The organism is Clostridium gasigenes, assembly GCF_017348895.1.
GTDB lineage: Bacteria > Bacillota > Clostridia > Clostridiales > Clostridiaceae > Clostridium > Clostridium gasigenes.
This window is the reverse complement of sequence record NZ_CP071376.1, coordinates 2429988-2443609: the sequence shown is the minus strand read 5'-3', so window position 1 is coordinate 2443609 and position 13622 is coordinate 2429988. Positions and strand designations below refer to the sequence as shown.

General features: G+C 28.9%; 14 protein-coding genes and 1 other annotated feature (1 of these 15 only partly in view). All 14 genes read right to left on the bottom strand.

Annotated elements, in window-relative coordinates; all coding sequences use genetic code 11:
• Positions 1 to 94 (bottom strand) — a binding site (T-box leader); it reaches 171 nt to the left of the window's first position.
• A gap of 162 nt (positions 95 to 256) precedes the next feature.
• Complete coding sequence (locus tag J1C67_RS11375; protein ID WP_167866425.1) at positions 257 to 1534, bottom strand: sensor histidine kinase; 1278 nt, start codon at positions 1532 to 1534, stop codon at positions 257 to 259.
• Between the two features lie 26 nt (positions 1535 to 1560).
• Entirely contained in the window at positions 1561 to 1689 is a 129-nt protein-coding gene (locus J1C67_RS19700; protein WP_279286178.1) for a hypothetical protein, read from the bottom strand.
• A gap of 30 nt (positions 1690 to 1719) precedes the next feature.
• Positions 1720 to 2271: an accessory gene regulator B family protein gene (locus tag J1C67_RS11370; RefSeq protein ID WP_167866424.1), complete on the bottom strand. Its 552-nt coding sequence runs from the start codon at positions 2269 to 2271 to the stop codon at positions 1720 to 1722.
• A gap of 400 nt (positions 2272 to 2671) precedes the next feature.
• On the bottom strand, positions 2672 to 3382 hold the full coding sequence (gene treR / locus J1C67_RS11365) for a trehalose operon repressor (RefSeq protein WP_089964741.1): 711 nt from the start codon (positions 3380 to 3382) through the stop codon (positions 2672 to 2674).
• A 34-nt stretch (positions 3383 to 3416) separates the two neighbouring features.
• Positions 3417 to 5081, bottom strand: a complete 1665-nt coding sequence (gene treC, locus J1C67_RS11360) for an alpha,alpha-phosphotrehalase (RefSeq protein WP_167866423.1) — start codon at positions 5079 to 5081, stop codon at positions 3417 to 3419.
• A 53-nt stretch (positions 5082 to 5134) separates the two neighbouring features.
• The gene (gene treP / locus J1C67_RS11355; RefSeq protein WP_167866422.1) at positions 5135 to 6544 is read right to left on the bottom strand and encodes a PTS system trehalose-specific EIIBC component; all 1410 of its coding nucleotides are present in this window, start codon (positions 6542 to 6544) and stop codon (positions 5135 to 5137) included.
• 127 nt (positions 6545 to 6671) lie between these two features.
• Positions 6672 to 7448: a 4,5-DOPA-extradiol-dioxygenase gene (ygiD, locus tag J1C67_RS11350; protein ID WP_167866421.1), complete on the bottom strand. Its 777-nt coding sequence runs from the start codon at positions 7446 to 7448 to the stop codon at positions 6672 to 6674.
• A 180-nt stretch (positions 7449 to 7628) separates the two neighbouring features.
• Positions 7629 to 8060, bottom strand: a complete 432-nt coding sequence (locus J1C67_RS11345) for an Rrf2 family transcriptional regulator (RefSeq protein WP_167866420.1) — start codon at positions 8058 to 8060, stop codon at positions 7629 to 7631.
• An 82-nt stretch (positions 8061 to 8142) separates the two neighbouring features.
• The gene (locus tag J1C67_RS11340; RefSeq protein ID WP_167866419.1) at positions 8143 to 8886 is read right to left on the bottom strand and encodes an ABC transporter permease; all 744 of its coding nucleotides are present in this window, start codon (positions 8884 to 8886) and stop codon (positions 8143 to 8145) included.
• Entirely contained in the window at positions 8883 to 9638 is a 756-nt protein-coding gene (locus tag J1C67_RS11335) for an ABC transporter ATP-binding protein (protein WP_167866418.1), read from the bottom strand. The genes J1C67_RS11340 and J1C67_RS11335 overlap by 4 nt, the downstream gene beginning before the upstream one ends.
• Positions 9639 to 9654: 16 nt before the next feature.
• Entirely contained in the window at positions 9655 to 10608 is a 954-nt protein-coding gene (locus J1C67_RS11330; RefSeq protein ID WP_167866417.1) for an ABC transporter substrate-binding protein, read from the bottom strand.
• On the bottom strand, positions 10598 to 11188 hold the full coding sequence (locus J1C67_RS11325; RefSeq protein ID WP_167866416.1) for a UbiX family flavin prenyltransferase: 591 nt from the start codon (positions 11186 to 11188) through the stop codon (positions 10598 to 10600). Before J1C67_RS11325 ends, J1C67_RS11330 begins: the two co-directional genes overlap by 11 nt.
• A 95-nt stretch (positions 11189 to 11283) precedes the next feature.
• Positions 11284 to 12153, bottom strand: coding sequence for a UbiA-like polyprenyltransferase (locus J1C67_RS11320; RefSeq protein ID WP_167866415.1), 870 nt, complete (start codon positions 12151 to 12153; stop codon positions 11284 to 11286).
• Positions 12140 to 13588, bottom strand: coding sequence for a menaquinone biosynthesis decarboxylase (locus tag J1C67_RS11315; protein WP_167866414.1), 1449 nt, complete (start codon positions 13586 to 13588; stop codon positions 12140 to 12142). Before J1C67_RS11315 ends, J1C67_RS11320 begins: the two co-directional genes overlap by 14 nt.
• Positions 13589 to 13622 lie beyond the last annotated feature (34 nt).

Genomic DNA, 13622 nt, shown 5'->3' with positions numbered 1-13622 from the left:
ATTTTCAGTTATATATTGAACATTGGCTTACAGCAAAATACCAACTCTCTGTGGAACAAAAATATTACTTACTTTTTCTCTTCATAGAATTTATTTGGATTTATATGTTATTAATATAATATATCAACATTTGTTTCCTGTCAATATATTGAAATATATTTTTTGTCTATTATGTAATAATAATCTTTTAAAGTTATCATTTACATAAAACATCAAATTCAAAATTAATCAACTAAAAACAAGCCAAGTATAGAACTCAGCTTGTTAATGGTTCGTTTCTTTTAATTGGTAATATTATTTTAAATTCTGTAAAATCATCTGTACTTATTACTTTTATAGTTCCCTTATATTTTTCAACAATCTCTTTTACTATGGCTAACCCAAAACCATGCTCACCATGTTTTTTAGTTGAAAAGCCTAAATTGAAAATCTTATCTATTGTATTTTCTTTAATTCTTGGTCCATTATTCTGTATCTTTATTACTATACTATTTATACACTTATAAGTCTTAGCTGTAATGAGGCCTTTTCCATCCATGGCTGTAATGGAATTACCTACTATATTTAAAATCACTCTTTGTAATTCTAATTCTGACATTATAATTTCATCCAAATCAACTTTTTCATCTATGACCACATTTATGCCTTTAGAAACCGCTTGTCTCATAGCTATTGAAATAATCGAATCTGAACTATTTGTTAGTTCCACGGCATTGGATATACTGTTATTCCCCTTAATAATATCCTTCAATAGCTCGCCTAATCTTTCATGATTTCCCATTAGATGCACTCCATATAAATATGAAATTTGAGCCCCATAATCATGCTTCACCTTTTTTAGCTCAGTTATCTTTAAATCTAATTCTTTATTAATCTTTGAAATTTCATTAATTCTTTTCTGCAAATTTGAAAAATACGTAGCTACAACAAAAAGAAAAGCTATTGCCACAATCATTATAATATCTTTAGATAATGCATTCTCCGTAAATTTATCATTCACTATCCAAATATATGATACCATATATTGTATTGAAAAAATAATTATTAGTACTATAGATAATGAGTATTTTCTTATAACTATATCCTTATAAATAATATTCATTTTATCTATGTACTTGAGGATTAAATATTGCATAACAACTTGTGGACAATAAAGAAATATTATTATTGAAAGATCTAAATACTCAATAGGTATTATATCTTTTATATGCCCAAAATATATACTTCCGCATATAAGAATATTAATTTGGATACAAAAATAACCTAAACCATTGGCTATTATTGCTTTTTTATAATCTTTTTTATAAAAAACTCCAATAATTATGATAGTCATAATATACATTATTAGTGATCCTATAGTTGTATTCCCCCAAAGAACCGTACCTGCCACTATCGTGAAAAATAAAATTATGCTAACTATAATAAATTTTTTATAACTTTCTTTTTCCCCTTTTTCTATAAAGTAAAATGGAATATATGATAAAAAAACTGCTTGTATTATAGTATTTATCAAATCTACAACATTTATTATCAAAGTTCCTCCCCCTGACTATTTATATACTATCTTAAATTTTTAATAGAATCAGGCATATCTTCAGTTCCAAGAGCTAACATAGATGCTGCCCCTACCTTTATCATTCTACCTGATAACATTAGTAACATTGCTCCAATATATTTTTTGAAATTCATATTATTCACCGCCCTTTTTAATTAATAAATTTATTTTTTATTAAACATTAAACTAGCATTAATGAAGATTGTCCACACTATTATCTCAGAATATTCTGCTATTCCAAACACAATTAAAGATATTACACTGGCTAAAATAGTCATTGTAATTCCTATTCTTCTATTTTTATTGATTAATTCTAATTTAGTTATTGGCATATCATCATTTAATATAGGCGCTCTATTATACACTATAAAAATACTAATCATATCTAATACTATTATACTAAAAAAGTCTAGCTTACTTCTTATCGATAAAATAATTATCATACTAGCTAGCAGTAAAGTTGCTATAAAACATTTGATTTGTGTTTTCTCATGGTATCCACCAATAAAAGGTTTTGTTAAAGCCATGCATGTTAATAATGTTAATCCTTCATTAAAATATCCAATTATTTTAAATATAAATAATAACAAAATAATTTTTATTATTTCGAAAAATAGAACCCTTATAGTATACTCTACTTGTTCTTCTTGATCTTTTGTATATCCGCTAACCAATGCTAGTTCTTTAATTATTTTTTCAAATAATTTTCTACTCATATAACACCTACAATCTTCTTTGTCATTATAAGCCCAATTGTCTACATAAACAACATATTTTTCTTATTTTGCTTGTTTTTTTATCTTATTATATAAAATTCCATATTTGTATTATTACTATAATAGTGCAAAAACGCTTTAATAATTTTACAATTGAACCTTTTAAATACACAAAAAAACCCGCCCCTTTCTATAAACAAGGGACGGGATTAACCGCGTTACCACCCTAATTCTATAAAATAAACCTATAACAAACAAGTTATTTTATATCTCTTAGATACATATCTAACAATATGCCTTTCTTTTAACGGTGAAAGACTCTGTCAAAACCTACTAAAATTAATTCGGCTTTGCTTCTCCTAGATGATTTTCAGTTATATATTTAACATTGGCTATTATCTTAATGTCTTCTTGCAAAATCTACAAAAACAAACTTATCGGGTCTATGTCTTGATTCTGTATATTGAAAAAGGCTTGTATCATCTAAATATGTATAACTTTTAACTACTACTATCATTTCAAAGCTTCTCATATCTAAATATTTTTTATCTTCTTCTGTTGTCATCTGAACAGTTATCTCTTTTTTTGCATAAGCTATTTTTAACCCTAAATCATTCTCTACATACTCATATAATGATTTTTTGCATATATCTTCTGACAAGTTTTCCACAAATTTTTCTACAACATAATCTTTATCTAAAATTACCTTTTCACCGTCTATTGCTCTTGTTCTAATTATTTCCCAAACCTTATCCTCTGGAGCAAGTTCTAATTTATTTGATATAGATTTTCTAGGAATTATACAGTCTAAAAGCTCTACTATAGTTTCTGAACATTTCCCAAGCTTATCTGTTATCTCTTTAAAACTTACAACACCTGATACTGGAAAATTAAACTTATTTATATCTAATACAAATGAACCCTTACCTTTTGTTTTTTGTATATATCCATTTTGTTCTAATATATTTAATGATTTTCTTATAGTATCTCTAGATACACTATATTCCTTCATTAATATATTTTCTGAAGGTAATTTATCATTTACTTGATATATCCCATTTTCTATTTTACTTAAAATATTATTGTATATGCTTAAATATTTACTATCCATTCTATCACCATAAATATTTTAACATATTTAGCTACTAATTTTCAATATAGTAAACTATAGATTCATAAGCTCTAAGTAATAAATTCTCTTTTTCTACCACTTTTTTATTATAGTTTGATATTAATATAGATACCTTCTTACTTTTTTCAAATATATTTTTTGGCAAAGATACTTCTACATCTTCATTATAAAAATTATTTAAAACTACAATAGAAGTGTTTTTATAACTTCTTGTAAATCCTAAAATATTCTTATCTTCTTCTAATATCATTTCAAAATTTCCATATGCAATAACATCATATTCTTTTCTTAATGATATAAGTTTTTTATAGTAATAGAATACCGAATCTTTATCTTTAATAGCCTTTTTTGCATTTATATCTTTATAATGCTTCCCAACAGGTATCCAAGGTGTTCCTTTGGTGAAACCAGCTTCTAACTCATTATTCCATTGCATTGGAGTTCTTGAATTATCTCTTGATTTAGCTCTTAAAATTTCTAGTATTTCTTCTTCTCTTACTCCTTGCGCCATTAATATATTATAATAATTTATTGATTCTATATCTCTATATTGCTCTATTTTATCAAAGTATGGATTTGACATTCCGAATTCTTCGCCTTGATATATATAAGGTGTTCCTCTCATCATATGGATTGTTGTTGCTAACATTTTCGCACTTTCTTTATGATATTTTTTATCATCTCCAAACCTAGATATTGCTCTAGGTTGATCATGATTACACCAAAATGTAGCACTCCATCCATTACCATATTCCATACCTTCTTGCCATTCCTTAAAAATACTTTTAAGCATTTTAAAATCAAAATCCACTTTCGTCCATTTATCTCCATTTTCATAATCTACTTTCAAATGATGAAAATTGAACACCATTGATAATTCATTTTCTTTTGGATTTGAATATTTAATGCAATTATCTACTGTAGTTGAGGACATTTCACCAACTGTTACTATATCTTTTTGGTTTCCAAAGGTTTTTTCATTAAGTTCTTTTAAATATTTATGTATTTTAGGTCCGTCTGTATAAAATTTTCTTCCATCTCCACTACTATCATCTTCAAATACTAATGGCTTGGATATTAAATTTATAACATCTAATCTAAATCCTTTTACGCCTTTTTCAATCCAAAAATTAACTATATTATATATTTCTTTTCTAACTTCTTCATTTTCCCAATTTAAATCCCCTTGAGTAACGTCAAATAAATGAAGATAATATTGATCAAAATCTTCTACATACTCCCAAGCAGAACCGCCAAATTTTGATACCCAGTTAGTTGGTTCTTTTTCTTCTTTTCCATCTTTAAAAATATAAAAGTTTTTATATTTTTCATTTCCCTTTAAAGCTTCTTTAAACCATTTATGCTTTGTAGATGTATGATTAAAAACCATATCTAGCATAACATAAATATCCCTATTTCTAGCTTCCTCTACAAGCCTATCAAAATCATTCATTGTCCCAAAGCTAGGATCTATATTATAATAATCCTCTACATCATATCCATTATCTTTTTGCGGTGAAATATAGAAAGGTGTTAACCATATATAATCTACCCCTAATTCCTTTAAATAATCTAGTTTATCTATTACTCCGTTTAAATCTCCAATTCCATCTCCATTTGAATCTTTAAATGATTTAGGATATATTTGATATACAACGCTTTTTTTAAAATCTTTCATACTATTTAACTCCTTAACAGTAAAAGAAGGGGCATTCACCCCCACCTTACTCCTTATACTTTAAGTTTCTTTTTTCCAATTATAATTGTTAATACAAATGGTACTATAATTGCTACAACCATTGCTACTGCAAACATTCCCATACTCTTTGGTTGAATTGATAATATTCCTGGAATTCCACCAATTCCTATTGAGTTTGCCATTACATTACTAGAAACTGATATTATTCCTGCTACTGATGAGCCTATCATTCCTGCTATGAACGGAAAGCCATATTTTAAGTTTATACCAAATAAAGCTGGTTCTGTTACCCCTAGGTAAGCTGAAATGCAAGCTGGTATTGATACTTGTTTTTCCTCTTCATTTTTCCTATGTAAATATATCATAGCTAACACAGCTGATCCTTGTGCAATATTTGATAAAGCAATCATTGGCCATAATGATGTTCCACCTACTTCTGCCATTAATTGAAGATCTATGGCATTTGTCATGTGATGTAATCCTGTGATTACTAATGGAGCATAACCAAATCCAAATATTCCTGCAAATAACCATCCAAAGCTTGAAGTTAATCCTGCATATACTACTGTTGAAATCCATGATCCTATAGCCCAACCTACTGGTCCTAAAACTATATGTGCTATAAGTACTGTTGGTATTAGTGCACAAAATGGTACTATTATCATTGAAATCGAAGCTGGTGATATTTTTCTTGCTAATCTTTCAAGATATACTAATACAAATCCTGCTAATATTGCTGGTATAACTTGAGCTTGATACCCTATCATTTGAACTTGCGCAAATCCAAAATCCCACACTGGAGGCGCTTGTCCGCCTGCTACTGCATAAGCATTTAAAAGTTGTGGTGATACTAAAGTAAGTCCTAGTACTATACCAAGAATTTGAGTTGTCCCCATTTTCTTAGTTATTGACCAGGTTATTCCTACTGGTAGGAAATGAAATATAGCTTCTCCTATTAACCATAAAAAGCTATGTGTACCTGCCCAAAACTGAGATATTTCAATTAGTGATTTTGTTCCATCCTCAAAAAATTTAATGTCTCCAATAATATTTCTAAACCCTAGAATTAATCCCCCAACTATTATTGCTGGTATAAGTGGTGAAAATATTTCTGCTAAATTAGCCATTATTCTTTGCAGAAGGCTCATATTTGTCTTTGCTGCATCTTTAGCAACATCTTTACTTACACCATCTACCCCTGCAACTTCTATAAAATCGTTATAAAATTCTGCCACTTCATTTCCTACAATAACTTGGAACTGTCCCGCTTGAGTAAAAGTACCTTTTACAATTTTCAACTTTTCTATCTCTTCTTTACTTGCTAAGGACTGGTCATTTAGTACAAATCTCATACGAGTTGCACAATGAGAAACAGCAGATATATTTTCTTTACCACCTATGTGCTTTAAAAGTTCTTTTGATTCTTTTATATATTTTCCCATTTTTATTTACCTCCATCCCGTTGCAAATCTTGTACGTACACGTTTGCTATGTTTATATATTATCCTGTACGTACAACATTGTCAATAGATAATGTTAATGTTTTCAAAAGAATTTTTTTTATATTACTTATCCTATTTTTATAGATCTCATAGACAAAGATCCATGATGTATTTCATCAAATATAAATTCAACTTTATCTTCATCTTCCTTTAATGCTAAAACATATAATAAGGGTAAAAAATGTTCGTTTGTTGGAACAGATTCTAAAGCATCTTGCCCAAAATCTTTATAATTAATTAACTTATCATGTTCATCATTAATAATAGCGTCCCGTACAAAATTATCAAAATCTAAAGCCCATTTGTAAGGTTTATCCTCTTCATTATATTTAATTTTCCCTAGGTTATGAACTATATTCCCACTTGCTAAAATTAGTATTCCCTGTTCTCTAAGCTTAGATAATTTTTTTCCTAAATTATAATGATATTCTTCCTTTTCTAATGCATTTAAACTTAATTCAAATACAGGTATATCTGCTTTAGGAAAAATATGCTTTAACACACTCCACCCACCATGGTCTAGTCCCCATGTGTCAGTTAACTTTACATCGTAATTTTTAAGTTCTTCAAATGCTAAGTTTATATAAGGTTTAGCTCCACTAGTTGAATATTTCACCTTATATAATTCTTCTGGAAATCCATAAAAATCATATATTTCTTTAGGTGAATCTTGCTTTGTTAAAAAAGTATTATTTATATACCAATGAGCTGATATAATCATAATAGCCTTAGGCTTATCTAGTTCTTCCCCTAATTTATTAAGACTTTTACTATAGGAATTCTCTATTATTGCATTCATCGGACTTCCATGAGCTATAAATAAAACTGGTTGCTTTTTAATCAATTTAAACCTCTCCTCTTAATTATATTTTAAACATTTTTTTAAGATATTATCAAATAAATAACTAGTCAGTATTCTTGTTTTTTACAATGACTAATATATTTAGACTTTTCAATTATAGTAATTATTTAACTGCTTATCGTTGTAACTTAATTGGTTACATCACTGATAAAAAAATTGACTTTAATTCTCAATTTTTTTTCTTATACCTGTAACTACATATTCCATTGTTACATTTCCTAATACTTGTTCCATAGCCTCTTGTGCACTTAATAGTACAACTTCAAGAACAGCTTGAATGTTTGCACCTATTGGACAATTTATATTTGGCGATTCATGAAATTGAAATAATTCTCCTTCTTCCACAACATCTACAGCCCTATATATATCCAGCAATTTTATTTGGTCTAAATCCTTTAATAAATATGCCCCACCAACTCCTGCTATAACATTAACTAGACCTGCTCTCTTTAACATTCCCATTACTCTTCTTATAACAACTGGATTAGTATTTACACTTCCTGCTATCCATTCAGAAGTACATAATTTGCTATCTTCCATAGATAGTATAGATAAAATATGAACTGCTACAGAAAATCTACTGCTTATTTTCATTTTTCTCACTCCCGTTGTAACTATTATAGTTCTAACTAAAATCTAAGTCAATAACTTTTATATTTTTCCCCAATGTTTAATTTCACATTTTCCATTTACATACTATGTCCTCAATAAAGTCTATTAATATAAATAATATCAAACCTAGAAAACTTAACATTACTATTCCGGAATACATTTCTATATAATTAATTCTTGACCAAGCATCTTGTATAAAATATCCTAAACCTTTATTTGTTCCATAGGCCTCTACAAAGAAAAGTATTGAAAAAGATGTCCCTATAGATAATCTAATATTAGTTAATATTTCTGGTAATATTGCAGGAATAGTTACATGATAAAATAGCTGAAGCTTGCTTGCTCCTAAGCTAATTAAAGGGTTATAATTTTCGTTTATTATATTTGATACCGAATCTCTTACTGATACTATTATCTGGAATACGGTTATTAAAACTATTAATGTTATCTTTGACCCATCCCCTAACCCATAAATTGTCATCACAATTGGTAATAATGCTGTTTTTGGAATTGGATATGTAAAATATATTAATGGATTTAATAGTTTATTTACTTTTTTAGAGTATCCCATTAATAATCCTATAATTATACCAATCACAAGAGATATCAACAAACCTATCACTACTCGATACAAACTTGCAGTTATATGTATATAAAATCCATTTTTAAATAGCGTGGGCATGTACCTATATATATCCTGTGGTTTTGGTACAATTCTCGAATTCATAACTATGCTGAAAATATACCAAATAACATTTAATATTATAAATCCCTTTACAAATGTACCTATCTTTTTTATTTCTCTCACTTATTCCATCCCCTCTTTATCAGGTTTTTTATATGTGAAAATAACTTTGAGTAATCTTTATCTATTTTATAATTTTTATTATTAAATAAATTATTGTCTATTACTTCTACGATTTCTCCTGGTGTATTAGACATTACTATTATTTTTTTCCCCATGTACAAAGCTTCATCAATACTATGAGTTACAAAAAATGTAGTCATTTTATTTTCATTCCATATTTCTAAAAATAGTTCCTGTGCCTCTTCTCTTATAATAGCATCTAAAGCAGAAAATGCTTCATCCATTAATAACAGGTCTGGTTTCATTAAAAAAGTTCTTACAATTGAAACTCTTTGCTTTTGACCACCACTTAATTCACTAGGAAACCTATTTTGAAATTCATTTATATTTAATCTTTTCATCATTAAATCCATTTTTTCAACTGTTTCTTTTTTAACTATTTCACCTCTTATTTTAAAAGGCAAAAGGCAATTTTTCTTTACTGTTTTCCAAGGTAAAAGTCCAAAGTTTTGAGGAATAAACCCTATTTTATGAATATGAGGGTTAAGTTCTTCTTCATTTAGAAGAACTTTCCCCTCATAGTTTTTTATTATTCCTGATAGTACATTTAATAGTGTAGTTTTCCCACAACCCGAAGGACCTATTATTGCACATATATCATCATTTTCTGCTTTAAAACTTATATGTCTTAAAGCTTCAACTTTTTCTTTTTTTGATTCATAGAAAACAGATACATCTTTTATTTGCATCATAAATTTTCCTCCAAAACTAATTAATTGCTATATCCCTTATTACATCTTTAGCTTTAAGTTCTTTAGTTATTATTCCTTTAGCCTTTGACCAATCTAATACTGTTTGAACTTTTTCTTCTGATGGCAGATAATTATTTTTAAATTCTGGCAATTCAATATTACCTCTCATATCTTCTGAATATCCAACAGTAGATATTATTATATCTTCATATTTACTTATATCATTATTATTTATATAGTCAATTGCTTTATCATAAGCCTTATAAAAATTCTTTATATCTTTTGGGTTCTTAGTTATAATTTCTTGCAGAAATGCAGTTGTAGATATCATTATATCTTTGTTATATATCTTAGTTATTTCGCGTCCACCATCTGCAATTGCGGTATCATTAAATGGTGCTGGTAAAATTGCCGCATCTATTTGATTATTTTTAAGAGCCTCTAATCTTGCTGGCATAGCTGGTACTGCTACCTTTTCTATTGAACTTGCATCTATACCATTTTCATTAGCTATATTATCAGCTAAATAGTCAATCATTGTACGTTCTGATATTCCAACTTTTTTACCTACTAAATCATCTATAGAGTTAATTCCTGAATCTTTTCCAGCTACTAAAGTCCATGATCCATTAGTTGTACCCGTTATTTTCATATCAATTCCTGAATTTTGATAAATTGAAATAGCAACTTCATCACATAATACTCCATCTAATTGTTCTGCTTGCAATGCTGCATCTCTATCTTTCGCAGCCTTAAATATTTGAAGATCAAGGTCTATTCCTAGTTCCTCAAAATATCCATTTTCTTTAGCTATTACTAAAGGCACTGCATCAATAGACCCCATTACCCCTACTCTTAAAGTAGTTTTGGCCCCCTTTTCAGCTGTCTCTTCTTTTTTATTTCCACATGCCACCATTGTTGTTGCCATAGCTAACACCATAGTAGCTGCTATAATTTTTTTAATTTTCATCTGTTGTATCCTCCCATTTTTTGAATAATTCATTATTTATATTAAGATAATCTAATATCTTACCAACTAAAAAATCCACCAATTCATCTATTGATTTTGGATGATGATAAAAACCTGGCATTGCAGGAATAATTGCAACTCCCATACTTGATAATCTATGCATATTTTCTAAATGTATAGTGCTAAGTGGAGTTTCCCTTGGAACTATTACTAATTTTCTTCCTTCTTTCATTGCAACATCTGCAGCTCTACATAATAGATTTTGAGATAAGCCATGACTTATCTGGGCTAATGTTCCCATAGAACAAGGCAGTATTATTACAGCATCATATTTATTAGATCCACTAGCTACTCCTGAAAACAAATTATCATTATCTTCAAGTTTTATATTTTTATGTTGTAAACTTAGCTCTCCAATCCATGTATCTAAATCCATAGAAAGTTCATATTTAAATACTTGTTTTCCTTTTTCTGTAGCTACTACATTAGTTTGAATACCCAAGTTAATTAACACTTCAATTAATCTTTTAGCATATATACTTCCACTTGCTCCTGTAATTCCAACTACTATTTTTTTCATAGTTTTCTCCTTTCATCAACCTTAAAAAGTAATAAATTAATACTGGGTATATAGTTTAAAACAGACCCACATCTTACTTTCTTTTTGAATAGCACTTATATTAAACAGTCTACTAATCCAAAGACTAAAAATACAATACTTATAACTTGATTAACATTATATGATGCTACTTTAACATTCTTTAAATTATCCGAGCTTACCATTCCATGTTGCACTATAAATAATATTCCAATTATAAATAACCCTATGTAATATATAATGCCAAGTTGATTAGTTAATAATCCTACAATAACTAAGGCTCCTAATGCAATCACATGAAATGCACTTGATATTAATAGAGCATTTTTAACACCAAACTTTGATGGTATTGAGCAAATTCCATTTTCCGTATCAAATTTATAATCTTGAGCACCATAAATAATATCAAAGCCAGCTACCCATAAAGTATTAGCTGCCCCCATAACTAATGGAAGCCATGTTATTTCACCAGTAACTGCAAGCCATGCTCCAACTGGTGCTGCTGCTGAAGTTATACCAAGTATTATATGACATGTCCATGTAAATCTTTTTGTATAAGAATAAATTGTCATTAAGAATAATGCTATTGGTGAAAGTATTAAACAAATTGTATTAAGTTGCCAAGCACCAAAAACCATAACTCCAAAACATATTACTACAAAAATCAACACTTCTTTTTTCTTCATTAAACCTTTAGGAATTTGCCTAGTAGCTGTTCTAGGATTTTTCGCATCTATTTCTGCATCTATTACTCTATTTAAAGCATTAGCTCCTGTCCTTGCCCCTAAGAAAGCTACTATTATCCAAAATATTGTTCTAAAATCTAATTCTCCATTTCCTGCAATTAACATTGAAATCAAAGCAAATGATAATGAAAAAATAGTATGTGAAAACATAACTAGTGTTCCATAGTCTGTAATCCTATTTTTCATTTTACTTAATTCCATATTCTGACCACCTTTTATCTACCTGTTCCTTTATTTCATCTGACATTTCTATATCTTTTGGCCATTCTCTAGTGTGCCCTTCACTTGGCAATTTCTTTGTAGCATCTATTCCCATTCTACTACCATAAAAAGCTGTGGCAGCTGCATGGTCTAATGCATCTAATGGACCTTCTGAAATTACTACATCTCTCTTTGCATCAATATTATTAAATACCTTCCAAGCTACTGTAGATACATCTTGAGGATCTATATCTTCATCTACTATAATAATCATTTTTGTATACATCATTTGTCCCATTCCCCATAATGCATTCATTATTTTTCTTGCGTGTCCTGGAAAACTCTTTTTAATTGATACTATTACACAACTGTGAAATACCCCTTCTAGTGGGAAGTTTATATCTACTATTTCAGGATTCATCATCTTTAATAGTGGTAGGAATATTCTTTCTGTAGCCTTTCCCATATAACAATCTTCCATTGGTGGCTTACCTACTATTGTAGTTGGGTATACAGGTTTCTTTTTATGAGTTATACATGTTACATGAAATACTGGATAATCATCTGCTAATGAGTAATATCCAGTATGATCACCAAATGGTCCTTCTCTTTTAAGCTCTTCATTTACATCTACGTATCCTTCAATTACAAATTCTGCATCTGCTGGAACATAAATTTCATTAGTTATAGATTTAACCATATTTATTGGCATTTTTCTAAGGAAACCTGCAAACATCATTTCATCTACCATTTTAGGTAATGGTGCTGTTGCTGCATATGTAATTGCTGGGTCACATCCAAGCACTACTGATATAGGCATTTTTCCACCTATTTTTTTATATTGCTCATATATTTCTCTTCCATCTTTATGCCAATGCCAATGCATACCTGTAGTATTTTTATCGTAAACTTGCATTCTATACATACCCATATTTTGTATTCCAGTCTCTGGATCTTTAGTTATAACAAGTGGTAGTGTTATAAACTTTCCACCATCTTCTGGCCAACACTTTAGTATAGGTAATTCTGTTAAATCAGGTTCATGATTTATAACTTGTTGACAAGCTCCCTTTATTGGCAGTTTAATAGGTAGAACTGCTGCCATTCTGCTTAATCTAGGTATTGATTTAATCTTATTCATTATCCCCATATAGTTAGCCATATCTATAAACTCTTCTATATCGTTTCCTATATCATTTATTTTTTCAACACCTAATGCCATTGCCATTCTTTCATAAGTACCCATAGCATTAATTAAAACTGGATACTTAGAGCCCTTAACATTTTCAAATAATAATGCAGGTCCGTAGCCCTTTGAAACTCTATCTGTAATTTCAGTAATTTCAAGGTCTGCATCTACCTCTACCGTTACTCTTTTTAACTCCCCTTTATTTTCTAGTTCCTTAATAAATGTTTGTAAGTCCTTAAAAGACATAAAAAACCTCCTAATGTTGACTCTTTTATATTTG

Bases quoted from the DNA above. Each gene is read 5' to 3' on its own strand.
- J1C67_RS19700 (WP_279286178.1), bottom strand. From the start codon at position 1,689: ATGAATTTCAAAAAATATATTGGAGCAATGTTACTAATGTTATCAGGT.
- J1C67_RS11370 (WP_167866424.1), bottom strand. From the start codon at position 2,271: ATGAGTAGAAAATTATTTGAAAAAATAATTAAAGAACTAGCATTGGTT.
- treP (WP_167866422.1), bottom strand. From the start codon at position 6,544: ATGGGAAAATATATAAAAGAATCAAAAGAACTTTTAAAGCACATAGGT.
- treC (WP_167866423.1), bottom strand. From the start codon at position 5,081: ATGAAAGATTTTAAAAAAAGCGTTGTATATCAAATATATCCTAAATCA.
- J1C67_RS11320 (WP_167866415.1), bottom strand. From the start codon at position 12,153: ATGGAATTAAGTAAAATGAAAAATAGGATTACAGACTATGGAACACTA.
- J1C67_RS11325 (WP_167866416.1), bottom strand. From the start codon at position 11,188: ATGAAAAAAATAGTAGTTGGAATTACAGGAGCAAGTGGAAGTATATAT.
- J1C67_RS11315 (WP_167866414.1), bottom strand. From the start codon at position 13,588: ATGTCTTTTAAGGACTTACAAACATTTATTAAGGAACTAGAAAATAAA.
- treR (WP_089964741.1), bottom strand. From the start codon at position 3,382: ATGGATAGTAAATATTTAAGCATATACAATAATATTTTAAGTAAAATA.
- J1C67_RS11345 (WP_167866420.1), bottom strand. From the start codon at position 8,060: ATGAAAATAAGCAGTAGATTTTCTGTAGCAGTTCATATTTTATCTATA.
- J1C67_RS11335 (WP_167866418.1), bottom strand. From the start codon at position 9,638: ATGATGCAAATAAAAGATGTATCTGTTTTCTATGAATCAAAAAAAGAA.
- J1C67_RS11330 (WP_167866417.1), bottom strand. From the start codon at position 10,608: ATGAAAATTAAAAAAATTATAGCAGCTACTATGGTGTTAGCTATGGCA.